The following is a 25,522-nucleotide window of genomic DNA, read 5'->3' on the forward strand; positions in this document are numbered from 1 at the left end:
CAGAAAAAACATGAAGCCATTTATGGCGATTTTGCACGGCCGTCTCATCAGCAGCCGCTGGCAACAGGAGATAACATGAAGCATTTTATGGAGATAGCGGGCCGCCGCATGGCCTATCTGGACGAGGGGCAGGGCCCTGTGCTGCTCTTTGGCCACAGCTATTTGTGGGACAGTGCCATGTGGGCGCCACAAGTCGAGGCGCTCAAGGGCAGCTATCGCTGCATCGTCCCCGAGCTCTGGGGCCACGGTGATTCCGACGTGCTCCCTGACGGTGGCTGCACCCTGGCAACCCTGGCCCGGGATCACCTGGCACTGCTCGATGCCCTCGACATCGAGCAGTGCGTGCTGGTGGGGTTGTCCATTGGCGGCATGTGGGGCGTGGAGCTGGCGCGCATGGCGCCCGCTCGCCTCAAGGGGCTGGTGCTGATGGATACCTTCGTTGGCTGGGAGCCCCAGATCCCCTGCGAGCGCTACCTCGGCATGCTGGCCACGATCGAACAGCTTGGCAGTCTGCCGGCCCCCGTCATCGATCAGGTGGCGCCGCTGTTCTTTGCCCATGAGCCGGATCCCGCCCTGATGGGCGGCTTCAAGGCGCGGCTGGCCCAGTGGCCCGCCGACAAGGTGGCGAGCCTGGTGGCGGTGGGGCGCAGCTTCGTGACCCGGGAGGATCGCATCGAGTGGCTCGAAGAGATGACAGTGCCGAGCCTGGTGATGACAGGCTGCGAGGACAAGGCGCGTCCCGTGCTGGAGGGCTATCTGATGGCCGAGGCGCTGGCCTGCCCCTTCAAGGAGATCCCGGCCGCGGGCCACATCTCGACCCTGGAGAACCCCGAGTTCGTCAACCGGACCCTGGCCGAGTTTCTGGCCGCCCTGTGACGGCCCCTTGCCGTGCGCTGATCACACCAAACAAGAAGGGAGCCATGGGCTCCCTTCTTGTTGGTTGGCGGCGGAGTTACCAGATGTAACCCAGGGCGAAGCCGGCGTAGAGCTCCCCCTTGTGCTGGACGATGGGGCTGTCTGCGATGTCGTCGTCGTAGCGCTCGTAGTTGGCGGCAAACATGCCGATCCAGTGGGGGCTGAAACGGTAGCTGGTAATGATGGCCGCCATGGGGGAGAGGGTGGTGCCCGTGTCCCACTCTGGGCGCAGCCCCGTGGCCTCGCCCCCCGAGACGCCGCCAAAGTAGTAGTTCGCCATCTTGCTGCTGCGGATCATCATCCCCATGCCGGGCATGATGAGCAGCTTGTCCCGCAGTATGGGGAAGTCGGCCCACAGCAGCAGCTCCTGGCCGTTGCTGCGCCCGGTCACGTCCGTGCTGAGACGGGTGCTGAGCAGGGCGTAGGGGGTGATGAGGCTGGCGCCTACGCCCCCTTCCAGCTCCCACTTGCGCCGTTCCATGCCGGCCAGCTCGGGGGCATCGTCGGGATCCAGGTTGCCAAAGCGCATCCTGCCGTAACCGTAGGCGGCGAAACTGTCATCCTTGTGAAAGTAGTAGCGGGCCCTGTCCCCGAGGAACATGAACTGCTCGCCGAAGTAGATAAAACCGGGCACGGCAAGGGCTGTGTCATCCTGGCCCTGATAGCGGGCATCGCCCCCGATGACGGCGCCGCCTAGCACCAGCCCCTTGGGCACCGGGCTGATGGGGCTGTCCTGCACGAAGATATCGAGGGAGCCGAGATCGACCTCGGCCCGGGCCTGGGTCGCGAACAGCAGGGTCAGGAGCGCGCCAAGCGCGGCGCTGTGCAGGGGGCGAACAGGGAACATGGATTGATCCTTCAGAGTCGGGGCTGGCAGAGCATACTGCCGACAACCTGGTCAGTGAAGCCTGTTTCTATTTTAAATTCAAGCCGATAGCATCATTGTGTTCCGCCTGGATTCAGGCGGGAACTGAGTCTGCGGTCGACGAGATCGCGGGAATAACAGAAAGAGAGGCGGCGGCCCCTCTTCTCATCAGGGGGCGGGGGAGGGCGCATCGTCCCGTTTGGGCCAGGCGTTGAGCACGGCTTTCACCAGGGTTGCCAGGGGGATGGCGAAGAAGACGCCCCAGAAACCCCAGAGACCGCCAAACACCAGCACGGCGATGATGATGGCCACAGGGTGCAGGTTGACCGCCTCGGAGAAGAGCAGGGGCACCAGCAGGTTGCCGTCGAGGGCCTGAATGACCAGATAGGCCACCATCAGCCAGGCGAAATCCGGGGTCAGCCCCCACTGGAACAGGGCTACCATGGCGACCGGCACCGTCACGGCGGCGGCACCGATATAGGGGATGAGCACGGAGAAGCCCACCGCCACCGCCAGCAGGGCGGAGTAGCGCAGCCCCATCAGGGCGAAGGGGATGTAGGTCGCCACCCCGACGATGAGGATCTCGATCACCTTGCCGCGGATGTAGTTGATGATCTGGTCGTTCATCTCCACCCAGACCCGGTTGACCAGGGTGCGGTTGCGGGGCAGGAAGCGGCGCAGGCTGCCCATCAGCACCTGCTTGTCCTTGAGCATGAAGAACACCATCAGCGGCACCAGGATGGCGTAGATGAGGATGGCCACCACGTTGATGAGGGAGCTGAGTGAGGCGCTCACCAGCTGTTCCCCTCCGGTCAGTATGCGCTGGCGAATGTTGTCTATGATGGTCTCGACCAGGCTGACGTCGACTATCTCGGGGTACTTCTGTGGCAGGGTGCGCACATAGTCCTGGGCATGGGCCAGCATGGCCGGCGCCTCCTTGGCGAGGTTGACGCCCTGACTCACCAGTGTGGGGATGAGGCCCAGCAGCATCAGGGTGGCCACAGTGATGAACAGCAGCACCAGGCTGGTGGCCAGGGGGCGGGAGAGCCCGGTGCGTTGCAGACGGCTGACCGGCCACTCCAGCAGATAGGCCATCACCACGGCCACCAGCAGGGGCGCCAGCAGATCGCCGAACAGCCAGAGCACGGCGAAGCAGAACACCAGCAGCAGGAAGAGGGTGACGGCATCGGGATCGGAAAAACGGGTCTGATACCAGCGCTTCAATACATCTAACATCGAGGCTTCCTTGGTTTACCGGGTCATGGCGATGGAAAGGGGCTGCCCGGAGTCTGGCCATATCATGGGCATTGGCGCCATCATGATGGCGTGCTCCGGACGATGAGCAGCAGGGCGAGACCGGCTTGCGACTCCTGCAGGCGCTGCACCTGATGACCCTGCCGCAGCAGCCAGGCCGGAATGTCCTGCCTGGAGCCGGCATCCCCCAGTGTGAGGTGCAGGGATTGACCGGCCCGGGCGCCGCGCAGCCACAGCTTGAGCCGGATCAGCGGCTCTGGACAGCGCCAGGGTGTCAGGTCGAGCTGTTCCCAGTGCGGTTCCATATCGGGGGCGGCTCCATGGTGCGTGATGGCCGTCATTATGGCCGTGATGGGAGGACGAAACAACGCTTGTGGGCCTTGATGGGCAAGGGTATTCTGCCCCCGAGCACTTTCTGATGGAGATAGAAACACTGTGGCCCGTTTTTCCCCCTTGATGGCATCGCTTCCCCTGCTGGTATCCCTGATGAGCGCGACCTTTCAGGCTCAGGCGAACAACCAGCTGCCCGACATCGGCACCGCCGGGGTTGCCGCCCTGCCTATCGAGCAGGAAGTGCGCTATGGCAACGCCTTCATGCGGTTCGCCCGGGCGGGTTTGCCCATCATCGATGATCCCGTGCTGAACGAATACATCGACGATCTGGGTCAGCGCTTGCTCACCAATGCCGACGGGGTGCGTTTCCCCTTTACCTTCTTCCTCATCAACGACTCCAGCATCAATGCGGCCGCCTTCCTCGGCGGGCGGGTCAAGGTGCACACAGGCCTCTTCCTCTACGCCGACAGCGAGAGCGAGCTGGCCTCGGTGCTGGCTCACGAAATCACCCACGTGACCCAGCGCCACATTGCCCGCTACATGGAGGCGCAGGCGAGCAGCTCGGCCATGACCCTGGCCGGCCTGGTGGGCTCCATTGCGCTGGCGGTGATCAACCCCACCGCCGGTATAGCCGCGCTGCAGACTACGCTGGGGCTCTCCATGCAGTCGGCCATCAACTATACCCGTGACAACGAGTACGAAGCGGACCGCATCGGCATGAAGACGCTCTATGATGCCGGTTTCGATCCCATGGGCATGGCCAGCTTCTTCCAGAAACTGGCGGCGGAGTACCGCTACGCCAGCAAGCCGCCCGAGATGCTGCTCACTCACCCCCTGCCGGAGACCCGGATCAGCGAAGCGCGCGCCCGCGCCAACAGCTATGGCCGCCGTGCCTTGCCCCCCAGCCTCGACTTCTGGCTGGCCAAGGTGCGCATCCAGGTGCGTTATGGCACCGAGAGCCCCCAGGCGCTGCTCACCTATTTCGACAGCCGCCTGCAGAAGGGGGACTACCCCTTGAAAGACGCCGCCACCTATGGCAAGGCGCTGGCCCTGCTGCAGCTCAAGCGCACCGACGAGGCCGATACCCTGATGCAGAGTCTGGCCGCCCGCCATCCGGAAGATCTCTTCGTGGTGGATGCCCTGACCGACATCGATCTCGCCAAGGGGCGCAGCGCCCAGGCCATCGCCCGGCTGGAGCGCTTCCGCACCCGGATGCCGGACAACGAGGTGGTGGTGGTCAACCTCGGCAACGCCTATCTGGAGGCGGGCAACTACCAGAAGTCCATCGCCCTGCTGGATCCTTATGCCCGGGAGCACGACGAAAACAGCCTGGCCTGGAGCCTGTTGTCGGATGCCTATCGCAAGGCGGGACGGATGACGGACTTGCACATGGCGCGGGCGGAGACCCTCTCCCTGCGTGGTGACTACCAGGCGGCCATCGACGAGCTGATCGTGGCCCGTGGTACCACCAGCGACAAGCTGACCCTGGCCCGCATCGAGGCGCGCATCACTCAGCTGGAGCGGGCGAAGAAGGATCTGGACAGCCTGAAGGGCTAGTCCGGCTGACCACTCCTGCATGAAACGGGGTGCACCAGAGATGGTGCACCCCGTGTCGTCATGGGGCCATCAGGGCCGTGTTTCGGAGGGCTGTGTGGCGGCCCAGGCCCGGATGGCGGCGAGCTTGTGTTCATCGAGCTCCCCCACCAGGGTCTTTTGCAACTGCCCCTTGCCATCGAGCAGGTAGCTGGTGGGCAGCGCGCCGGGTCTTGGGAAGGGGAGGCTGGCCTCATCGAGGGGGACCATCAGGGGCACGGCTATCTGATGGCGCCGGGCCAGCTCGGCCAGCTCGCCGGGGGAGGCGGGATCATAGTTGATGGCGATCACCCCTATCTGTCCCTCCCGGTGCAGCGCCGCGAGCAGGGGCATCTCCCGCAGGCAGGGGGCGCACCAGGGGGCGAAGTAGTTGACCAGCAGCGGCTTGCCCGCCAGGGCGCTCAGGCTGACGTTTTTTCCCTCTCCGTCGATGAACTGGGGGGCCGGCGAGCAGGCCCCCAGCAGAGTGGCCACAATCAGCCAACATATTCGTTTCATTTCCACCGCCCTCCCGCTTACCCTGCCCATCCGTTTCCCCTACAATAGCGCCATTTGTTGTCCCATCTTGCAATATCAGGGAGTTACCATGAGCGAGACCCAAATCTATCACAACCCGCGCTGCTCCAAGAGCCGTGAAACCCTGGCCTTGCTGGAACAGCACGGGATAGCCCCGGAGGTGGTGCTCTATCTGGAACAGGCGCCGAGTGAGGATGATATCCGCACCCTGCTGGGCCAGCTGGGCTTCACCGATCCGCGCCAGCTGATGCGCACCAAGGAAGATCTCTACAAGGAGCTGGGGCTCGGCGATGTCAGCGGCGATGCCCTCATTCGCGCCATGCACCAGCATCCCAAGCTCATTGAGCGCCCCATCGTCATCAAAAATGGCCAGGCCCGCATCGGCCGCCCGCCTGAGCTGGTGCTGGAGATCCTCAAGTGAGCACCCGCTTCGCCCGTCTGCTGACCCTGGTCGGCTTCTTCGGCCTGCTGGCCTGGGTCATCCTCTGGCATCTGTGGCTCTCGCCCCACCCGGATCTCAACCCCTGGCTGCTACCGGTGATCTGGACTGTGCCGCTGCTGTTCCCCCTGAAGGGCATAGTGCAGGGCAACCCCTACACCCACGCCTGGGGCAACTTCGTGCTGATGCCCTATTTCCTCCACGCCCTGACGCTCATCACCACGGATGAAGGGGAGCGGTGGCTGGCGGTGGTTGAGCTGGTGTTCACCACCCTGGCCTTCATCGGCACCATCTATTACGCCCGCCTGCGCGGCCGTGAGCTTGGCCTCAGCATCCGCAAAAAAAAGGATGACGCCCGGTAATACCACCCTCTCAACGCCCCGCTCGGGGCGTTTTTCATTGTGTTGACCCTGCCTCGTCCTGGCCCCTGCGGTAGTGAGTGAGTTGCCGCTCGCTAAAGCGCATCAGCTCGGGATAGAAGCGCAGAAACCCTTGTTCGCAGTCGCGCCAGCGCTCCTCATCCAGGGTATGGAGCGCCTCCCCCAGCAGCAGGGGACGACGCAGGCGCCGGCCTATGCCGTTGAGGGCCTGACCCAGCCCTTCCCGGCGCCGGTAGGAGGCGATCCAGTCCTGCTCGGCCATCCGCCTGAGGGCCATTGGCAGCCCCTCCGGCAGGCGGGCGTGATCCGCCAGCAGCTGGCCATAGCTCTGCTGCAGGAAGCGGGGCAGGGGATCCCGACTGAATTGCTGCCAGTGGTGGCTTAGCCAGTGGTCGTAGAGCATGTCCACCAGGATGCCGCCAAAGCGGCGCCAGGGAGCCTCGAAGCAGGCGACCGCCGCCCTGTGCTCGGGGTGGGAATCGGTGAAGGCATCTATCTTGCGGTGCAGCCAGATCCCCTCGTCGAAGGGAGCCGCGAGGCCAGTGGGCAGCGGCCCCTTGACGAAGTCCCCCAGCAGGTTGCCGGTGAGGGAGCTGCGGGTGTGGGCCGCCAGATGGAGGTGCGCCAGGTAATTCATGGGATTAGGGTCGACCCGTCAGTGAACATTGCCGCTGAGCCTAGCGGATCTGGCGCCCCTTGCCCACGGCGGACGATGGCTGCGTGCAGGAAGTGCTTTCACCCGTGTGCGGATGCTGGGTACAGTGCGCCATGGCCACCTCTGTGGCGCAGTTCTCTCACAAGGAGCATGCATGATGTTGACCCTGATCGAGGGTGCGGAAATTCATAGCCCGGCCCCGCTCGGCCAGCAGGATCTGCTGGTGGCCGACGGCCGCATCGCCTGGCTGGGCAAGGGGCTGACTGTCCCCTCTGACTGGCCGCTGGTGCGCGTCGACGGCCGTGGCAGCTACCTGGTGCCCGGGCTGGTGGATCCCCTGGCTCACATTACCGGAGGCGGTGGCGAGGGGGGCTTTGCCTTTCGTACCCCTGAACTCGCGGCGGGGGAGGCCCTCAGGGCCGGGGTCACCACGCTCGTGGCGGCGCTCGGCACCGACAGCCTGACCCGCACCCCGGCCCAGGTGCTCGGCAAGGTGCGCGAGTTTCGCGCCGCCGGGGTGAGCGCTTACATGTACACCGGCTCCTATCACCTGCCGGTCAAGACCCTCACCGGCAGGGTGGAGTCGGACATCATGCTGATCCCCGAGGTGTTGGGGGTGGGGGAGCTGGCCATCAGCGATCACAGATCCAGTGCGCCGACTCATGACGAGCTGGCGCGGCTGGTGAGCGAGGCGCGGGTGGCCGGGCTGCTTGCGGGCAAGAGCGGGGTCAGCTTCTTCCACGTCGGGGATGGCCGCGGGGCCCTGGCGCCGCTGCGGGCCCTGCGCGATAACACCGACATCCCCCTGCGCCAGATCTATCCCACCCACTGCAACCGCAACCCCTGGCTCTTTGCCGAGGCCATCGACTGGGGCAGGGCGGGGGGCTGGATCGATCTCACCACCTCGAGCTTCCCCGAGCTGCTGGACGATGGCGAGCAACTGGCGGCAGAGGCGCTGGTGGCGCTGCTGGCGGCCGGGGTGCCTGCCGATCGCATCAGCTTCAGCTCGGATGCCAACGCCAGCCTGCCGCGCTTTGACGGCGAGGGGCGTCTTGTGGAGATGCGCAGCGGCCAGATTGCCAGCCTGTGGCAGGAGTGCGTTCGCGCCTGCGGCCTCGGGGTATCGCTCGAGGTCGCCCTGGGGGTGGTCACGGCCAACCCGGCGCGAGCTCTGGGGCTGGCTGGCAAGGGGGTGATAGGGGTGGGGCAGGATGCGGATCTGCTGCTGATAGCGCCGGGGAGCCTCGCTATCGAGAGGGTGATGAGCGGCGGCCAGTGGCGAACCTGATCGTCACTGCGCGCCCGTCAGTAAACGAAAAGCCCGGCACTGCTGCCGGGCTTTTGTTCGCCTGGGGGCTGTCTCCAGGCTCAGATAGCGAGAAAGCCCAGGATCAAAATGGGGCCTAGCAGGCTCAGGATAAAGCCGGAGACGATGGCCACCGGCACCACCTGGATGCCGCCGGATTTCTGGATGACCGGCAGGGTGAAGTCCAGCGCGGTGGCGCCGCCATAGCCGATGGCGGCGGAGGGGTGGCGACGCATCAGCACCGGAATGATGAGGATGGCGATGAGCTCGCGTCCCAGATCGTTGATGAAGGCGGCGGAGCCGAGCACCGGGCCCAGCTTGTCGGCCACCAGTATGCCGGACAGCGAATACCAGCCGAAGCTGGAGGCGAGCGCCAGGGCGTGGCTCGAGGGCATGCCCAGCAACTGGGCCGCCAGCAGGCTGCCGAGCCAGCTGCTGAGGATGACGGTGGCGGCTATCTTCATGCCCCAGGGGTTGAGCAGGATCTGGCGCAGCCGCATGCCGGAGTTGCGCATCTGGATGCCGATGAGCAGCAGCAACAGCATCAGGGCCCACTCGCTCCACTTGTCGATGGGCAGGGCGCGCAAGTCCACCAGCAGCCCCAGCAGCACGCCGCCGAGCACCACGAAGCAGAGCTGGAGTGACTCCCAGAGCAGATGCAATTTGCTAGGCATCTTGGCGTCGTTCGCCTCGTGGGTGGGGGGGCTGCGTCTGTCTAGCCACCAGAGCGCCAGCAGGTTGCAGGCGGTGATGGCGGCCAGCATCACCCCGGCCACCTTGAAGATCACCGCCAGGTTGCTGCCGAGGTTCTCCACATAGGCCAGCCCCAGCCCCATCAGGAACAGGATGAGATAGACCATCTTGCCCAGCGACTGATTGATCAGCTTGATGAGCCGGGGGGAGGAGAGGGGGACAAGATAGCCGATAACCAGCGGCAGCAGGATCAGCAACACATTCAGCAACATTGGGGCCTCGGTCACAAAACTGGGAAAACGACACATTACCACTACTTATTGGTCAAGAGTCATAAATCCATGAGTTTGTATGCTTCATTCGACCCTTTTTTTATCGGTTTGTTATTTTTACATTGCGAGGCCGCCTTCCCGGAGCCCCCTGGCCTCGGGTCGTCATCGCCAATGAAATCAATTCCATTTAGAAAAAAGTGCGTTTTGCTCGGCTGAGTCGGGGTGAATAAAGTGACTCTGAATGGCTTCTGGCTGAAATGGCTTAATCTTCTTGCTACTGGTGCGCTCAGGGTATAAAAAGGCGGTATCTCAGAGGTGGCGCAAAGCGGATTTTATGCAGACAAAGTGCTGAAAAATACCGCCAAGGCCAATAAAAATACAGATAAACCACTAAATACCTCGGTTCTGTATTGTTTTTTAACTACCTGAATGATATTTTCGCTGAAGGTTGCCATCGGTTAACTTTTTGTTAAATTTGAGATGGTGGAGTCACGCCGTAGCGGCGTCTAGGGACAGACAAGGTTGTAATGGATGAGCGACGTTGCCGCACTGGAAGTTCGTGAACTGCACAAGTATTTTGGCACCCACGAAGTGCTCAAGGGCATCGATATGACGGCCCGCAAGGGGGATGTGATCTCCCTGATCGGCTCCTCGGGCTCGGGGAAGTCGACCTTTCTACGCTGTATCAATCTGCTGGAAACCCCCTCTTCCGGCACGGTATCACTCCATGGCGAGCTTATTCGCATGAAGAGCAATCGGGCCGGTGAACGCCTGCCTGAGGACATGCGTCAGGTGGAGCGTATTCGCAGCCGCCTGGCCATGGTGTTTCAAAGTTTCAACCTCTGGTCGCACATGACCATCATGCAGAACATCATCGAAGTCCCGATCCAGGTGCTCAAGGTGCCCCGTGCCGAGGCCATCGCCAAGGCGGAGCAACTGCTCAACCGGGTGGGCCTGTGGGAGCGGCGCGACTACTACCCCGGTCACCTCTCCGGCGGTCAGCAGCAGCGGGCGGCCATCGCCCGTGCCCTGGCGGTCGAGCCCGAGGTGATGCTGTTCGATGAACCCACCTCGGCGCTCGATCCCGAACTGGTGGGGGAGGTGCTCGGCCTGATGCGCGAGCTGGCCGAAGAGGGGCGTACCATGCTGGTGGTCACTCACGAGATGTCGTTTGCCCGTGACGTGTCGAACAAGGTGATGTTCCTGCACCAGGGGCGGGTGGAGGAGGAGGGTAATCCCAAGGAGATCTTCGCCCATCCCAAATCCGAGCGCTTCAAACAATTCATCTCGTCCATCTATTGATGGATGGGCGGTTTTTTCAATATTCTGCGTTTTCAACGATCGACGTGTTTATCAAGGAGAGATACATGAACAAGCTGATGCTGGCGACTGCCGTGATGACGGCCCTGTGTTCCGGTAGCCTGATGGCCAAGGAGTGGAAAGAGGTGCGGATCGGGGTGGAAGGGGCCTATCCTCCCTTCTCCTGGACCGAGCCGAGCGGCGAGGTGAAAGGCTTTGACATCGACATCGCCAACGCCCTGTGCGACGAGATGAAGGTGAAGTGCACCCTGGTCAAGCAGGACTGGGACGGCATCATTCCGGCGCTGCTGTCGCGCAAGTATGACGCCATCATCGCCACCATGGACATCACCGAAGAGCGCAAGAAGAAGGTGGACTTCACCCAGAAGTACCAGCACATTCCGGCCCGCTTCGCCGCCAAGAAAGGCACCGAGGTGCAGCTCGACAAGGCCTTCATGGATGGCAAGACCATCGCCGTGCAGCGCGCCACCTCCATGGACACCTACATCACCGACAACTTCCCCAACGCCACCATCAAGCGCTACGGCACCGCAGACGAGGCCTATCTCGATCTGAAATCCGGCCGGGTTGACTATGTGATGGCCGACTCCGCCGCCATCAGCGATGGCCTGCTGAAGAAAGAGGGTGGTGACGCCTTCGAATTCGTCGGCCCGAAACTGACCGATCCCAAGTGGTTTGGCGAGGGTGCCGGCATAGCGGTACGCAAGGCTGACAAGGATCTGAAAGAGAAATTCAATGCCGCCATCCTGGCCCTGCGCGCCAACGGCAAGTACAAGGAAATCAACGACAAGTACTTCGACTTCGACGTTTACGGCGAGTAACCCCCAGGCGCGCTACCTTGGGTAGCCGCCGAAGGGATTGCGGCGGATCATCACGACAGGTTGACCCTCGTCTGTCCTCACCGGGCCCGTTGTCTCTCGCAAGGGAGCGATGGGCCCGCTTAGTTGCAATGGAGCTGCATGTGTTTGGTTTGAAAGGATATTGGGACGGGCAAGCCCGCTCAATGCGTTGCAATGGAGCCGCATATGTTTGATTTGAAAGGATACGAAGCCTCCCTGCTGGAGGGGGCCTGGGTCACCCTGGAGGTGGCGCTCGCTTCCCTGCTGCTGGCGCTGGTGCTCGGCATGCTGGGTGCCCTGGCCAAGCTCTCCCCCTACAAGTGGGCGCGCGGCATCGCGACCGCCTACACCACAGTCATTCGTGGCATTCCGGATCTGGTGCTGATGATGCTGCTGTTCTTCGGTGGCCAGGTGCTGATCAACGGGATCTGCAGCTGGGTCAACGAGGCTTACAACAACTACCTGCTGGAGAGCAATCCGAATCAGGAGTGGGTCTCCCTGCTGCCGGATTACATCGACATCAGTCCCTTTGCGGCCGGGGTCGCCACCATAGGCTTCATCTTCGGTGCCTACATGACCGAGACCTTCCGCGGCGCCATCCTGGCGGTGGACAAGGGAGAGCTGGAAGCCGCTCGCGCCTTTGGCATGCGGGCGACCCAGGTGTTTGTGCGGATCCTCTTCCCCCAGATGATGCGCCACGCCCTGCCGGGCTTTGGCAACAACTGGCTGGTATTGCTCAAAACTACGGCCCTGGTCTCCATCATCGGGCTCGATGACATGGTGCGAAAGGCGTCCCTGGCGGCGGGCTCGACCCAGCAGCCGTTTACCTTCTACATGGCGGTGGCGTTGATCTTCCTGATCTTCACCGCGGTCTCGACCTCGGCGCTCAAGTGGGCCGAGCGTCACTACGCCATCAAGACGAGGTAAGCCATGCCGTATTCAATGCAGTCATTCGTTTACTGTGATAGTCGCGGTGTCAGTGCCGAGCGTATCTACATCACGATCAAGACGAGGTAAGCCATGGATTTCTCCATCATTCTCAAGGAGTGGCCCACCTACTGGGAGGGCTTCTACACCACCATCTGGCTGGTGGCGGCCTCCCTCATGCTCGGCCTCATGCTGGCGGTGCCCATGGGCATTTTGCGCAACAGCCGCAACTGGCTGATCAAGGGGCCGATCTGGGCTTATATCTACTTCTTCCGCGGCACCCCGTTGCTGGTACAGCTGTTCATCATCTACTACGGCGCCGCCCAGTGGGAGTGGCTCAAGAACGGCCCCGCCTGGGTGCTCTTCTCCGAGGCCTGGTTCTGCGCCCTGCTGGCGTTCACCCTCAACACCGGTGCCTACACCGCCGAGATAGTGCGCGGCGCCGTGCTGAACATGCCCAAGGGGCAGATTGAGGCGGCCAGTGCCTTTGGCATGAGCCGCTGGCAGACCCTCACCCGCATCATCTTGCCCAACTCGTTTCGCCGTGCGCTGCCCGCCTACAGCAACGAGGTGATCTTCATGCTGCAGGGTTCGGCGGTGGCGGGCATCATCACCATAGTCGACCTGACAGGTGCGGCGCGGATCATCAACTCCCGCTACTACAGCCCGTTCGAGGCCTTCCTGACCGCAGGCCTGCTCTACATGCTGCTCACCTTCGCCATCGTCTGGCTGTTCAAGAAGTGGGAGGCCCGCTGGCACGCCCACCTGCGCCCCCGCAGCGTATGACCTGATACAAAAGCCAGAGACAAAAAAGCCCGCAGTCGCGGGCTTTTTTTGGATCACGGGGCAGGCTTACCGTCCCAGATATTCCCTGTCGAAGAAGGTGTTGACCCAGTGGGGCCGGTAGACGGCGAGCAGTGTCATGGCCATGCCGTTGAGCAGGGCCTCGGGGAAGAGCAGCAGCGGCCAGATGGAGAGGTAGTCGGCACTGATGGTGTGCCAGGGGTGGGCGCCGCTCATCCCCATCAGTAGGGCGCTGGCGAGGATCTTGACCGAGATGCTCAGCGCCCCCCCAAGAAAGGCGGCCACGAACAGGTAGACGAAGAGGTGGCGGGGCAACCAGGCCCAGCTTGCCAGAAACAGCAGCCAGCTGGTGGCCACCGGCAGCGCGACGCCGATGAGCGCCTGCCAGCCGAACTCCGCCAGGTCGGTGACACCAAAGGCCCCGAGGATCAGCAGGGTGAGGCAGGGGGCGAGCAGGGCGAGGCGCCAGCCCAGCAGCAGGGTCAGGCTGGTGAGGCCGAGAAAGTGGATCTCCAGCCCCTCATGAAGGCCCGCCCGCAAGGTCCAGAGCGGCACCAGGGCGATGGCGCTCCCCAGGCAGAGGTGCTGATAGAGGGGGTTGGCGTGGAGGGTGCGCAGCAGGGAGGCACTCAGGCTGAAGGCGAGCAGCACCAGCCAGAGCAGGAGGGCGGCGACTTGTCCTTCACTCATGACATGTTCCCCCGGATCTCACTGCCCGGTGATGAACCCGGGCGCTGGCGGCGCAATAAAAAGAGGCCGCCCAGTCCCGGGCGGCCTCCTGTCTCAATACTTCACGTTGGGGTGGTACTTGCCGAGGATGCCCTGGACCCTGTCCATGGTCTCCTTGCTGGGGGGCTTGATCCCGGTCAGATCGTAAGTGTCTCCCAGCACGTCCCACTTGTGCTTGCCGAGTTCGTGGTAGGGCAGCAGCTCCACCTTCTCGACGCAATCCCCGAGCTCTGCGATGAACTGGCCGAGCCCTTCGGCGCTCTCGTCATCATCGGACCAGGTGGGCACCACCACGTAGCGGATCCACATGGTCTGGCCGCGGGACGCCAGGTAGCGCGCGAACTCCAGGGTGTACTTGTTGCTGACGTGGGTGAGCGGTATGTGCTTCTCGTCATTGATCTGCTTGATGTCCAGCAGCACCAGATCGGTGTTGTCGAGCACCCGATCGAGCAGCTCGTCGTAGTGACGCACGAAGCCGTTGGTATCCAGGCAGGTGTGGATCCCTTGCGCCTTGCAGGCGGCAAACAGCTCGGCGATGAACTCTTGCTGCAGCATGGCTTCCCCACCGGAGGCGGTGACGCCGCCGCCTGAGGCATTCATGAAGTGGCGGTAGCTGGTGAGATCCTGCATCAACTCGGGCACTGTGACCTCGCGGCCCCCCTGGGTGTCCCAGGTGTCCCGGTTGTGGCAATACTTGCAGCGCATCAGGCAGCCCTGCATGAACACGATGAAGCGGATGCCGGGGCCGTCGACTGTGCCGCAGGTCTCGACGGAATGGATCCGGCCAATGATGTCGGGACTGCTGGCGTCGCTAACGGTGGTGGCAGGGATCCGCTGAGTACCCTGATCGGCAGGGCCGCTGGTTTCAACGGCAGGGATCCGGTTAATGACTGACATAGACGACTCCAATTGTTCGGACAGGGTTCGAGCGGTCGTTATTTTATGACATAAAGCCCTATAAATCCTACCAGTTTAGCCCGCCGGGGTGGCACCCAGCAGACTCTCCAGTGCCTTGACGGGGAGCGGGCGGCTGGTCAGGAAGCCTTGGTAGTGCTGGCATCCCAGGGCCTTGAGCACGGCCAGCTGCTCCTCGTCCTCCACCCCTTCGGCGGTCACCGTGAAGCGAAACACCTTGGCGAGATCCAGGATGGCCTTGACGATGGCCTTGTCCTGCTCGCTGTGCACCAGCGTCTGGATGAAGCTCCTGTCCAGTTTGACCTCATCGGCGGGCAGATCGCGCAAATAGGCGAGAGAAGAGTAGCCGGTACCGAAGTCATCGATGGAGATGAGGATGCCCAGGGCCTTGAGCTGGCGGATCTTGGCGATGCTGTCCAGCCGGTTTTCCAGCACCACGGACTCGGTGACCTCCAGCAGCAGGCGCGAGGGGGGCACCCCGGTATCGCGCAGCACGTACTCCACCTGTTGCACGAAGCCGGCGGTGTGGAACTGGCGGGCGCTGACGTTGACCGACAGGTGGGGGATGGCGAGGCCGTTGTTGAGCCAGAAACTGTACTGGGCGCAGGCGGTCTTCATCACCCAGTAGCCTATCTCCTGGATCAATGTGGTCTCTTCGGCGATGGGAATGAAGTCCCCGGGGGGGATCATGGTGCCGTCCATCTTCTGCCAGCGCAGCAGGGCCTCCACGCCGGAGAGGCTGCCGTTGTCGACTCTGTACTGGGGCTGATAGTGCAGCACCAGCTCGTTGTTGCGCAGGGCATCGCGCAGCTGGTTGCTCAGGGAGAGCTTGCTCTTCTCCTTCTCCGCCATGGCCTCGCTGAAGAAGATGTGGTTGCCCTGGCCGGCCCGTTTGGCCATGTGGACGGCGGTGTCGGCCTGCTGCATCAGGATCAGGTGATCCTTGTCATCGTCGCTGAACAGGCTGATCCCCACGGAGGCGCTGCAGTGCAGCTTGTGATCGCCGATGTCGAAGGGGAGCCGGAAAATCCCCATCAGCTCCCGGGCGAAGTGCTCCGCCAGTATCTTGGCGGTGACATAGCCCTGACCCAGCGCCGTGAACAGCAGGGCGAACTCGTCCCCCGAGGTACGGGCCAGCACCAGGTTCTCCTGGGGCAGGGACTTGAGCCGCACCACCACGGCCTGGAGCAGCAGATCGCCGCAGGCGTGGCCGAGGGAGTCGTTGATCGACTTGAAGTTGTCGAGATCCAGCAGCAGCAATGCCCCCCACTGCCCGCTCTGGCTTTGCAGGGTGCGCTGCATGATGTCGTTCAGGCTGCGCCTGTTGTAGAGGTCGCACAGATCGTCGTAATAGGCGAGCCGCTCTATGTGGCGGGCCGTCTCCCTCTCCTGGGTGATGTCGTGGAAGCTGCAGACGAAATGGCTGATCTCGCCCTCCTCATCCTTGACGCCGCTCACCATGAGGCGCACCGGGAAGAGATGCCCGTCCCTGTGCAGGCACTGCTCCTCGCCGAGCCAGTATCCCTGCTCATCGACGGCGACGATGACCTCCTCCCTGAGGCTGTCGCCATAATAGGTGGGCCTCAGGGCCTCGATATGCTGACCGAGCATCTCATCGTCCCCGAACCCTGTGATGCGGCTGAAGGAGGCGTTGACCTTGAGGATTATGCCGCCGTGATCCATCACCAGCAGACCGTCGTGGGTATTGAAGGCCACTTCGGCCAGGCGCAGGGCATCGTCGTTGGCGAGGCGCTGCAACTCGATGGCAGCCCGTTCACGCTGCTCGTAGAGGGCATCGAGCAGGGGCATGGGATCGTCCAGCGGCCCGTCGAGCAGCAGGGTGAGCTGACCCAGGGGGGCGCCGCCTTGACCCTGGAGGGGAATGCCGATGTAGGCCTTGGCGTTGAAGGCCAGCAACTGGGTGGCCTGGGGATAGCGCAGGGGCAGGTCTTCCACATAGAGGCTCTGGCCGTGCTGGAAGATCTCCCGGCCTGGGCCTATCTCCATCCGCATGGGCTTGACCGCGGAGAAGGTCTCTCCTTCCAGCACGCAGCGGGGGATGAGCCAGAGATCCTGGCCGCGCAGCTGAAACTCCCCGAGCCAGCCGATGCGGGCGCCGCTCGCGGTCATGGCCCAGCGCACCAGGGCGCGGCAATACTCATTGCCGGTCTTGCAGATGAGCCCGGCAGGCAGGGTGAACGGAGAGGCCTCGCTCACCTCGGGTTCGGGCTGCCAGTGGCCCAGCAACTGGGCGCAGTGGCGCACCAGTTGCAGCGTCTCGTCACCTATCAGGGTCGTCTCGGCGTATTCGAGGCTGAGCACGCCGATGAGCTTCTCCTGCTCCAGCAGGGCGCCGTCCAGGCGGGAGCTGACGTTGGCATTGGCCAGATAATAGTGCTGGCTCAGCATGGGCTGATGGGCGGCCTCCGAGAAGCTCAGGGCGCCCCGGGTACGCAAGGCCCGGATAAAGCGGCTGTCACCGCGAATGGCACCGACAGAGTCCGCATTCAGGGTGAAGACAGGGGTCAGCTGCTCGCTGCCAAGGGGGCCGTTGGCCTGGTAGTGCCAGAGGATCAGGCGATCGGCTCCCAGGCACTCCCTTAGGCTCTCCAGCATGGCGGCATACTGCTGCTGACTGGCCATCTGGCTCAGGCGCGGCAGTTGCAGCGACAAGCTGGCCGCACTCTCCTGGGGCTGGGTCTGCAGGCAGATGAGCCAGAAGGCGTCCTGTTCATGGGAGAGAGAGATGTGCCACTGCTGGGCGGCAAAGCGCAGCAGCAGTTTGCCCCCCTTGCCGCTGGCGAGCCGCTGCTCTATGGGCTGGCGCAGGGCATCGGGCAACTGGGCCGGCCAGGCGCTGCGGGGCTCATCGAGCCAGTGGAGCGGGGTCTGCATCACATCGGTCAGGGCGACCAGCCGTTGACTACGGGTATCCAGGCGAAAGAACAGGGGGGCCTGGCTGGCTGTCGGGAGATGACTGAGCGCGGTAGACGACATGAACTGACACTATCCTGTTGAGCAATTGTCGGAGGGCAAGAATACTGCAAATCCGTGGCAAACAAAATTTCATTGAAACCTAAATTAGATGGGTCTAATTTATTGGTCATTTCCTGTTGAGTGGAGTCTTGCAGATGAAACGGATCCTGATTGTGGGTGGCGTCGCAGGGGGCGCCTCGGCGGCGGCCCGCGCCCGTCGGTTGAGCGAAGAGGCAGAGATAGTGATGTTCGAGCGGGGGGAGTTTGTCAGCTTCGCCAACTGCGGTCTGCCCTATCACATCGGGGGGGATATCCCCAGTCGGGATGCCTTGCTGCTGCAGACGCCCCAGAGCTTCAAGCGCAGGTTCAACGTCGATGTGCGGGTTTTCCACGATGTGATCGAGATAGACAAGGCGGGCAAGACCCTGCTGGTGCGCAACCTGCAAACCGGTGACGAGCAGCGCGAACCTTACGATGTGCTGTTGCTGAGCCCGGGTGCGGCGCCCATTCGCCCTCCCTTCCCCGGCATCGACAGCCCCCACGTCTATACCCTGCGCAACATCCCCGACATGGACCGCATCCTGGCGGCTTTGCACCATGACAAGCCGCGCCATGTCACCGTGGTGGGGGGCGGCTTTATCGGGCTGGAGATGATGGAGGCGCTGCATCAGCGCAAGCTGGAGGTCACCCTGCTGGAGCTGGCCGATCAGGTGATGGCGCCGGTGGATAAAGAGATGGCCAACATGCTCCACGCCCGCATCCGGGAAGAGGGGATCGACCTGCGCCTGCGCACCGGCCTCACCGCCATCGAGAGTCTGGATCTGCCTGCCGAGAAGACCTCCGCCGTGCCGACTGCTAAAAGCGGTGGCCTGCGCCTGACCCTCAATGACGGCAGCCACCTCGACACCGGTCTGCTGATCCTGGCCATCGGCGTCAAGCCCGAAACCCTGCTCGCCGCCAAGGCGGGGCTGGAGCTGGGCCCGCGCGGCGGCATCAGGGTGGATGCCGGCATGCGCACCTCGGATCCCTTCATCTACGCGGTGGGGGATGCAGTCGAAGAGACCGATTTCGTCACCGGCGAGTCCGTGCTGATCCCGCTGGCGGGCCCCGCCAACCGGCAGGGGCGCATCGCCGCCGACAACATGCTGGGCCGAAGCGAAACCTACAAGAAGACGCAAGGGACCGCCATCTGCAAGCTGTTCGACCTGGCGGTGGCAAGCACAGGGCTTAACGAGAAGCGACTGGTGCAGCTGGGGCTGCCGTTCGAGAAGGTCTATGCCCACCCGGGCAGCCACGCCGGCTACTACCCCGGCGCCCATCCGGTCAGCCTCAAGCTGCTGTTTGCCCCGGATGGCAAGATTTACGGCGCCCAGGCCATCGGCAAGGATGGCATCGACAAGCGCATCGATGTGCTGGCGGTAGCCCAGCGCGCAGGTCTCACCGTCTTTGACTTGCAGGATCTGGAGCTCACCTATGCGCCGCCGTTCGGCTCGGCCAAGGATGTGATCAACATGGCGGGCTTCGTGGCGAGCAACCACCTGAAAGGGGACACCATCCTCTGCCACGCGGCCGAGGTGCAGGCCCGCAACCCTCACCAGATGGTGGTGGATGTGCGAAATGGCCCCGAGCTCGACAAACTGGGCCGCATCCCGGGGGCCCTGCATATTCCCCTCGACGAGCTGCGCGGTCGTCTCGATGAGCTGCCCAAGGATAAAGAGCTGCTTATCAGCTGTCAGGTGGGCCTGCGCGGTCACGTGGCCTGCCGCCTGCTGAGCCAGCACGGCTTCAAGGTGAAGAACCTCTCCGGCGGCTTCAAGACCTGGCAGATGGCCTTCGCCGAATAGCCCTGCCCGGCCGACATGGCCCAATCGTCTGCTGTGCATGAAAATGGGCCACTCCATGGAGTGGCCCTTTTCTACACCCTGAGCACCGCCCGATCAGGGGGCGCTGTCATTGAGCTGCTTGCGAATGTGGTGCTGCAAGACCGCCAGCATGGAGGCGCCGGAGAGGCCTATCATCAGGGCGCCGTTGACCGCCTCCAGCGGCCCGAGCAGCTTCCACTGCGGGCTCATGACGATGTCGCCATAGCCCAGGGTGGCGAAGTTGACCCCGGAGTGGTAGATGGCCTCCTGCAGGGTGTCGAACTCCCCGAGCCACAGGAAGAGCCCTCCCCAGACGCCGATCTGGGCCAGGTTGCCCAGCATCACCAGGGTGATGATGCCAAACAGCGCCAGCATGCCGGCCAGGGCCCCCTCGCGGCGATGGAACCGCCTGATGTAGAAGCGGATGCACCAGACGGACACCAGGGATTGCAGCAGCATGTTGACCAGGATCACCGGGATACCGACCAGAAAAATCGTAAACATATCAATCTCCTAACTGGGATTCCGTCAGCGGGCGGCCGACCGGCCACCACTGCTCGAGCAGCAAGATACACAGCCAGCCATAGCCGGCCACCACCAGATAGAGGCCGCAACGCATGGCGGCCGCCAACCACACATCCTTGCCGGTGGCGCTGTCCTCTATGGCCGGGCCAAACAGGATGAGCGCCGTGATCCAGGCGTTGCTCCAGAATGAGGGCGGGAAGCGCCCCGCCACCAGCCGGATCAGACGCCGCGCCAGCCACAGGGTCATCAGGGAGAGCATCAGCACCAGCATCAGGAGGGAGGGCCAGAGGCTGAGTCCCATCCAGAGTGCGAACGCCAGCAGGGCGCCCGCCAGGGTCGAGAGCACCAGCTCCTGGCCCGCCTGTCTGGCGTTGAGGGAGGTGCTCTGCTGGGCCAGCGCTACCGTCTTCATCACCGCCGGAATGTAGAACGCCGGGTTGCCGAGGGCCAGCAGCCACACCGGCAGCACGATGGCGACGGCGCGCAGCGCCAGCCGCTCGGGATGTTCGGGGGGCAATGGCACCGGCCTGGCCGCCCCCCCTGCCACCGGCAGGGGGGGAAAGAGGGCGTGGGCCATGCGGTTGACCAGGGTGCCTATCAGGATCCCCAGTCCCATCATCTGGGCGATGGCGATGGCAAGGGACTGCTCGATGAGCCCGGCCACCGGGATCACCGTAATGGCCATGATGAGCAGCATGGCGGCGGCCCCCTTGCCGGCCATCGACTGCTGCATCAGCAGGTAGAGCAGCAGGGCGATGAGCAGCACGGCCGCCAGGGCATAGTGGGTCAGCAGGGGGACCAGCAGCACCCCGGCGGCCATGATCCCCAGCAGCAGTAGCCCCCCTGCCAGCCCCTTCTTCAGGCCAAGGGCTTCCCCGGGTCGGCACAGCACCACCCAGGCCATGATGACGCCGAGGTGGGGCATGGGCAGGGCCAGGCCGTAACAGATCCCCGTCGCGAGTCCGATGCCGGTGCCAATGCGCAGTACAGCCCTGTCGGCGTTATGCATATGGCGCCTCAATAGAGGAAGGAGAAGAGGCTCATCAGCCGGATATAGAGCGCCCCCAGGAAGTGCATCACCCCGCTCTCGCCGGTGTAGACCAGCACATCGGCCTGGCCGCCGACCCGCAGCGCCTCGACCGGCGGAAAGTCGTCACTCTGGAAGGCGACCTTGACCGGGAAACGCTGCGCCTGACGCAGCCAGTCGCGGTTGTTGTCCACCGTGGGCAGGGCCCCGGCGGGCTGGCTCTTGCCATCGCCCACCCCGTAGCCGACGCTGCGGATCTCCCCCTTGAACAGCTGTCCGGGCAAGCTGTCGAGCAATATGGTGACCTTGTCCCCTGGCCGAATGTTGCCGAGGTTGTTCTCCGTCAGATCCGCCGACACCCAGACGTCGTGGATGGCGATCAGTGTCATGGCCGGTGCGCCGGCCCCGATAAACTGGCCAGTATCTGTGCTCAAGTCGGTGATAAGCCCGCGTCCTGGAGCCGTGACCAGAGTGTTCTTGCGATCCAGCTCGGCCTTGTGGACCGCCGAGCGGGCGCTGAGCAACTGGGAGTTGTCATCGCCGCTCGCCCCGGCGGCTTCGATGGCGCGGCGGACGTCGGCCTCTGCTGCCGCCACCTGGCTTTTGGCCGTCTCGCGGCTGGCCTGGGCCACCTCGAGGCGACGCACCGAGATGGCGCCCGGATCCTCGCGATAGAGCCGCTCCTGTCGCTCCGCATCCTTGGCCGCGTTGTCATAGGCGGCGCGCATGGCCATCAGGGAAGCTTCGGCCGCCTTGACCCCTTCGGTGTTCGCCTTGACGCCGCTCAAGACCGTCTGGTAGTCGGATCTGGCCTTGGCCAGGGCGATGTCATAGGGCTCGGGGTCGATCTCGAACAGGGGGGAACCTGCCTCCACATCCTGATTGTCGTGAACATAGACCCGCTTGATCTGGCCGGACACCTCGGCGGCGACGGGGACCACGAAGGCCTGCACCCGGGCCTGGGCGCTGTACGGGGTCAGCCGGTCCGCCAGCAGATACCAGATGAGCAGGAGGAGGATGGCAGCCAGCAGCCCTAGGGTGGCGCGGCGGCTGGCCTGGCCGGGAGATGCAGTGCTGTCAGTCATGGGGGCTTGCCTTCTGTGTCATGGGAGAGTGGGTTGCGTCGAGCAGGGGCGCCCAGTCGGCGCGCGTGCGCAGCTGGGCCTCCACCTCGGGGGTCACCAGGGGACGTTCGCGCCCCTGTTCCCAACCGCCACCCAGCGCCTTATAGAGCGTGATGAGATCGCGCATCCGGGCGCCACGGCTGTTGACCAGGCGCTCCTGCTGGTTGAACAGGGCGCGCTGGGAGTCGAGCACCCGCTGGAAGTCCGCCATCCCCTCGCGATACTGGGTGTTGGCTATCTCGAGGGAGCGACGGGCGGCCTCGCCGGTCTGGGTCAGCAGGACGATCTCGTCCTGGCCGTTGGCGTAGGCCACGGCCGCGTCATCCACCTCGCGGGCCGCCTTGAACACGCTGTCACGATAGCGCTCGTGCAACTGCTGGAAGCGGGCGTCCTGCACCAGGATCTGGTTGCCGAGCCGTCCCTGATCGAGCAGGTTCCAGCTGAGCGAGGGACCGAGGGCCCAGGAGAAGGTGCCGCTCTCCCCATTGGTGGCGTTGACGCCCAGGGTGCCAAGCAGGGTGATGGAGGGGTAGAGCTCGCTCTCGGCCACGCCGATCAGGGCAGACTGGGCGGCCAGTTGCCGTTCCGCGACCCGCACGTCGGGACGTCGGCGCAGCAGATCGGCCGGCATCTCGGTGACCAGGGCCAGCTCCCCCTGGGGGATCTTGCCGGTGTTGGTGGCCATCTCGGGCAGGGGGCCCGGGGGCCTGGCAATCAGGGTCGAGAGGGCATTCTGGCTCTGGCGCAGGCTGGTCTCGAGTTGCGGAATGCCGGACAGGGTGCCGAGGTACTGGGTCTTGGCCTGCTGCACGTCCAGCTCGGCGCTGTTGCCGCTCTTGAACAGCCGCTCGGTGATCTCCAGGCTGCGCTGCTGGAGGCGGGCATTCTCCCGGGCTATGTAGAGGCGAGCCTCCAGGGTGCGGATGCTCACATAGAGCTGGGCCACCTGGGCGGCCATCAGCACCTGGATGTCATCATACTGGGCCAGGGTGGCGAAGTAGTTGGCATCCGCTGCTTCGATGCCGCGTTCGAACTTGCCCCAGAAGTCGAGCTCCCAGCCGAGGTTGAACCCGGCGCCATAGCTGCTGCCGGCGCTGCTGTGGCCGCCCCGGGTCTGTCCGGCTTGCAGGAACTCGCCCGTGCCCACGGTGGCCTGGGGGCCGAGCAGGCTCTCGGCAATGCCGAGCTGGGCCTGGGCCTCGAGGATCCGCAAGCCGGCGATCCGCACATCCGGGTTCTTTCGCAGCGCTTCCTCTACCAGGGCACTCAGCACGGGGTCGTTGAGCCGGTTCCACCATTGGCGATAGTCGGCGGTCGCGCTCGCCTGCTGACCCTCGCTGGCGCTGTGCCAGCCGGCCATCTCCTCGACTCTGGGGGCTTGGTAGTCGGGGCCCAGCACTGTGCAGGCACTCAATAACAGGCATGCGCCCCCCGCGAACAGGGGGCGGTGACGTTGGACGGCCATGGGGTTATTTATCCGCAGAAGCCAGACCTTCGTTGACCCAGGCCATGAAGATGCGATAGCCGATGGAGAGCAGGGTGGCGCCGATGAACATGCCGAGGATGCCACTGGCCGCCATGCCGCCAAGGGCGCCCAGCAGCACCACCGGCATGGGGGCATCGACACCGCGACCCAGCAGCAGCGGCTTGAGCACGTTGTCGGCCATGCCTGCGACGATCAGCAGGACGCTGTAGATGATGTTCACCGCAGTGCCGTGATCACCCGTGCTCCACATGTAGGCGATGGCGGGCGCCGTCACCAGGATCACGGGTACCTGGGCGATGCCGAGGATCAGCGCCAGCACGAAGAAGATACCGACGGCCGGGATCCCCGCCAGCATCATGACGATACCCGCCAGCAGCGCCTGGATGAAGGCGACCCCGATGACCCCTTGAGCGACGGCACGTATGGTGCTGGTGCACAGCTTGGTCAGCGCCAGCCCCTTGCGTTCATCCGTGATGCGCATGGCGATGCGATCGGCGCTCAAGGCGCCCGGTGCACCCCAGGCCATCATGATGCCGGCCACGATGAAGGAGACGACGAAACCGAGCAAGCCACCTCCCATGCTGGCCAGGATGCCGACGACCTTCTTGGCGAGATCCCCGAGCTGCGGCTGGTAGCTGACGATGAGGCTGGGCAGGTCCACCGAGGCTTTCAGCCAGACGGCATGGAGCTTGGCGCCCACCAGCGGGATCTCGGCGATGTCGGCGGAGGGGGCCGGGATCACCAGGGTGTTGTTCTCCACCTTGTCGACCAGGGCGCTGACGCTGTCACCCAGGGAGCTGATCATGACGACGGTAGGGGCCACGATGAGCAGGATGCCCAGCAGCACCAGCAGGGTGGAGGCCCGTCCCTGCTTGCCGCCCAGGCGCGCGGCAAAGCGCTGGTGGAGGGGATAGAGGGTGACGGCCAGGATCAGCGCCCACAGCATCATGTTCATGAAGGGAGAGAACACGGTGAAGCAGAAAGAGCCCAGTGCCAGGATAAGGCCAAACTTGATGAACATATCCAGGAATCTGGCAACCAACCTTTTTTCGACTATGGACAGATCGTTATTTTCCATTCTGGTATGACTCCGACGGGGGATGAGCACACAACCATGCTGGCCCGACATAGATGTCGGGCCAGCAGGCATGGGTTGTGCAGTAATAAATAACACTGAGTTCAGCCTGTGTGGGTCAATCTGACCTTGCCTGCATTTAATGTATGGCACAGGAATTCAATGTTTAAAAAGTTTTTAACTGGTTGATATTAGGTTGATTGATGCAACCTCTTCAGAGGGGCTAAACCACAGGTTCTAATAGTGCTGCACCTTGCCGTAAGCCTTGTAGTGTAAGGCTTTACTGCTATCAAGCGGCGAGGTCTGACATGACAAGGCTGAAACCGTGATACGTGTGCAGAGCCACTTGTAGAGGCTACAAGAGTGCAGTGTTCTACTATTCGGAAAAGCTATTTAGAGAATAAAGAGTCCCCTTGTGCCGCACAAGCGAACTGTTGTTCCCAGTTTGGCTTGGGTTCAGAAAACGGGGAAAGTTTGCCTATATAAAATAGCCGTCTAAAAAAAGAGTTTCGAATGAACAATATTATTTGATACCTATTAATGGATGTTTAAGCGAGCAATGGCGGCCCAGGGTGAATGAGCAGGGCGAGATCGTGAACATTTTGTTAAAAATTAAAAATAGTTTTTTGCCTACAAAACAAATACTTATAGGCCTGTGATATGCAGTTAACTTTATAGTCAGGATCGCCTTC

24 protein-coding genes are annotated in these 25,522 nt (G+C 63.3%); 10 read left to right on the forward strand and 14 right to left on the reverse strand.

What is annotated here, in order from left to right:
- The first annotated feature begins 75 nt into the window (after positions 1–75).
- Positions 76–876: an alpha/beta fold hydrolase gene (locus tag ACB030_RS01740; protein WP_371157499.1), complete on the forward strand. Its 801-nt coding sequence runs from the start codon at positions 76–78 to the stop codon at positions 874–876.
- Between the two features lie 76 nt (positions 877–952).
- On the opposite strand, the gene ACB030_RS01745 is transcribed toward ACB030_RS01740, so the two are convergent.
- The 3 genes from ACB030_RS01745 to ACB030_RS01755 form a co-directional block, all read right to left on the reverse strand.
- Entirely contained in the window at positions 953–1,762 is an 810-nt protein-coding gene (locus ACB030_RS01745; RefSeq protein WP_371157501.1) for a MipA/OmpV family protein, read from the reverse strand.
- Positions 1,763–1,948: 186 nt separating this feature from the next.
- A complete protein-coding gene (locus tag ACB030_RS01750; RefSeq protein ID WP_371157503.1) occupies positions 1,949–3,016 on the reverse strand; it encodes an AI-2E family transporter in 1,068 nt (355 codons plus the stop codon).
- A gap of 80 nt (positions 3,017–3,096) precedes the next feature.
- Complete coding sequence (locus tag ACB030_RS01755) at positions 3,097–3,339, reverse strand: sulfurtransferase TusA family protein (protein ID WP_371157505.1); 243 nt, start codon at positions 3,337–3,339, stop codon at positions 3,097–3,099.
- A 130-nt stretch (positions 3,340–3,469) separates the two neighbouring features.
- On the opposite strand from ACB030_RS01755, the gene ACB030_RS01760 reads away from it, so the two are divergent.
- Positions 3,470–4,924: a M48 family metalloprotease gene (locus tag ACB030_RS01760; RefSeq protein WP_371157507.1), complete on the forward strand. Its 1,455-nt coding sequence runs from the start codon at positions 3,470–3,472 to the stop codon at positions 4,922–4,924.
- A 69-nt stretch (positions 4,925–4,993) separates the two neighbouring features.
- On the opposite strand, the gene ACB030_RS01765 is transcribed toward ACB030_RS01760, so the two are convergent.
- The gene (locus ACB030_RS01765; protein ID WP_371157509.1) at positions 4,994–5,488 is read right to left on the reverse strand and encodes a TlpA disulfide reductase family protein; all 495 of its coding nucleotides are present in this window, start codon (positions 5,486–5,488) and stop codon (positions 4,994–4,996) included.
- A 58-nt stretch (positions 5,489–5,546) separates the two neighbouring features.
- Here ACB030_RS01765 and arsC point away from each other — a divergent pair, with 58 nt between their 5' ends.
- The gene (gene arsC, locus ACB030_RS01770; protein WP_371157511.1) at positions 5,547–5,897 is read left to right on the forward strand and encodes an arsenate reductase (glutaredoxin); all 351 of its coding nucleotides are present in this window, start codon (positions 5,547–5,549) and stop codon (positions 5,895–5,897) included.
- Positions 5,894–6,277 carry a DUF2069 domain-containing protein gene (locus ACB030_RS01775; protein WP_371157513.1) on the forward strand — a complete coding sequence of 128 codons (384 nt, stop codon included), beginning with the start codon at positions 5,894–5,896 and terminating at the stop codon, positions 6,275–6,277. The genes arsC and ACB030_RS01775 overlap by 4 nt, the downstream gene beginning before the upstream one ends.
- 34 nt (positions 6,278–6,311) lie before the next feature.
- On the opposite strand, the gene ACB030_RS01780 is transcribed toward ACB030_RS01775, so the two are convergent.
- Complete coding sequence (locus ACB030_RS01780) at positions 6,312–6,932, reverse strand: ACP phosphodiesterase (protein ID WP_371157515.1); 621 nt, start codon at positions 6,930–6,932, stop codon at positions 6,312–6,314.
- 175 nt (positions 6,933–7,107) lie between these two features.
- Here ACB030_RS01780 and iadA point away from each other — a divergent pair, with 175 nt between their 5' ends.
- Complete coding sequence (gene iadA, locus ACB030_RS01785) at positions 7,108–8,238, forward strand: beta-aspartyl-peptidase (RefSeq protein WP_371157554.1); 1,131 nt, start codon at positions 7,108–7,110, stop codon at positions 8,236–8,238.
- A gap of 80 nt (positions 8,239–8,318) precedes the next feature.
- On the opposite strand, the gene ACB030_RS01790 is transcribed toward iadA, so the two are convergent.
- Complete coding sequence (locus tag ACB030_RS01790) at positions 8,319–9,221, reverse strand: lysine exporter LysO family protein (protein WP_371157517.1); 903 nt, start codon at positions 9,219–9,221, stop codon at positions 8,319–8,321.
- Between the two features lie 531 nt (positions 9,222–9,752).
- On the opposite strand from ACB030_RS01790, the gene ACB030_RS01795 reads away from it, so the two are divergent.
- The 4 genes from ACB030_RS01795 to ACB030_RS01810 all read left to right on the forward strand — a co-directional run bounded on the left by ACB030_RS01795 (position 9,753) and on the right by ACB030_RS01810 (position 13,093).
- Positions 9,753–10,523, forward strand: a complete 771-nt coding sequence (locus tag ACB030_RS01795; RefSeq protein ID WP_025326493.1) for an ABC transporter ATP-binding protein — start codon at positions 9,753–9,755, stop codon at positions 10,521–10,523.
- A 65-nt stretch (positions 10,524–10,588) separates the two neighbouring features.
- Positions 10,589–11,362 carry an ABC transporter substrate-binding protein gene (locus tag ACB030_RS01800; RefSeq protein ID WP_205641475.1) on the forward strand — a complete coding sequence of 258 codons (774 nt, stop codon included), beginning with the start codon at positions 10,589–10,591 and terminating at the stop codon, positions 11,360–11,362.
- A 204-nt stretch (positions 11,363–11,566) separates the two neighbouring features.
- Positions 11,567–12,307, forward strand: coding sequence for an ABC transporter permease (locus tag ACB030_RS01805; RefSeq protein ID WP_371157519.1), 741 nt, complete (start codon positions 11,567–11,569; stop codon positions 12,305–12,307).
- 93 nt (positions 12,308–12,400) lie between these two features.
- A complete protein-coding gene (locus ACB030_RS01810) occupies positions 12,401–13,093 on the forward strand; it encodes an ABC transporter permease (protein WP_371157521.1) in 693 nt (230 codons plus the stop codon).
- Between the two features lie 66 nt (positions 13,094–13,159).
- On the opposite strand, the gene ACB030_RS01815 is transcribed toward ACB030_RS01810, so the two are convergent.
- From ACB030_RS01815 to ACB030_RS01825, 3 genes are all read right to left on the reverse strand, one after another.
- Entirely contained in the window at positions 13,160–13,801 is a 642-nt protein-coding gene (locus ACB030_RS01815; protein WP_371157523.1) for an energy-coupling factor ABC transporter permease, read from the reverse strand.
- Positions 13,802–13,894: 93 nt separating this feature from the next.
- Complete coding sequence (pflA, locus tag ACB030_RS01820; RefSeq protein ID WP_371157525.1) at positions 13,895–14,737, reverse strand: pyruvate formate lyase 1-activating protein; 843 nt, start codon at positions 14,735–14,737, stop codon at positions 13,895–13,897.
- A gap of 75 nt (positions 14,738–14,812) precedes the next feature.
- The gene (locus ACB030_RS01825) at positions 14,813–17,752 is read right to left on the reverse strand and encodes an EAL domain-containing protein (protein WP_371157527.1); all 2,940 of its coding nucleotides are present in this window, start codon (positions 17,750–17,752) and stop codon (positions 14,813–14,815) included.
- 134 nt (positions 17,753–17,886) lie between these two features.
- Here ACB030_RS01825 and ACB030_RS01830 point away from each other — a divergent pair, with 134 nt between their 5' ends.
- Positions 17,887–19,575, forward strand: a complete 1,689-nt coding sequence (locus ACB030_RS01830) for an FAD-dependent oxidoreductase (RefSeq protein WP_371157529.1) — start codon at positions 17,887–17,889, stop codon at positions 19,573–19,575.
- A 93-nt stretch (positions 19,576–19,668) separates the two neighbouring features.
- Here ACB030_RS01830 and ACB030_RS01835 read toward each other — a convergent pair whose 3' ends face one another.
- Genes ACB030_RS01835 through ACB030_RS01855 form a run of 5 tightly spaced genes read right to left on the reverse strand, consistent with a single transcriptional unit; the run spans position 19,669 to position 24,776 of the window.
- On the reverse strand, positions 19,669–20,097 hold the full coding sequence (locus tag ACB030_RS01835) for an ion channel (protein ID WP_371157531.1): 429 nt from the start codon (positions 20,095–20,097) through the stop codon (positions 19,669–19,671).
- A gap of 1 nt (position 20,098) precedes the next feature.
- On the reverse strand, positions 20,099–21,127 hold the full coding sequence (locus ACB030_RS01840) for a DUF2955 domain-containing protein (RefSeq protein WP_139434159.1): 1,029 nt from the start codon (positions 21,125–21,127) through the stop codon (positions 20,099–20,101).
- An 8-nt stretch (positions 21,128–21,135) separates the two neighbouring features.
- Positions 21,136–22,230, reverse strand: coding sequence for an HlyD family secretion protein (locus tag ACB030_RS01845; RefSeq protein ID WP_371157534.1), 1,095 nt, complete (start codon positions 22,228–22,230; stop codon positions 21,136–21,138).
- Entirely contained in the window at positions 22,223–23,734 is a 1,512-nt protein-coding gene (locus ACB030_RS01850) for an efflux transporter outer membrane subunit (RefSeq protein ID WP_371157536.1), read from the reverse strand. Before ACB030_RS01850 ends, ACB030_RS01845 begins: the two co-directional genes overlap by 8 nt.
- Before the next feature lie 4 nt (positions 23,735–23,738).
- A complete protein-coding gene (locus tag ACB030_RS01855; RefSeq protein ID WP_371157538.1) occupies positions 23,739–24,776 on the reverse strand; it encodes an AI-2E family transporter in 1,038 nt (345 codons plus the stop codon).
- Positions 24,777–25,522 lie beyond the last annotated feature (746 nt).

It is taken from the genome of Aeromonas sp. S16(2024), from assembly GCF_041403065.1.
Lineage (GTDB): Bacteria > Pseudomonadota > Gammaproteobacteria > Enterobacterales > Aeromonadaceae > Aeromonas.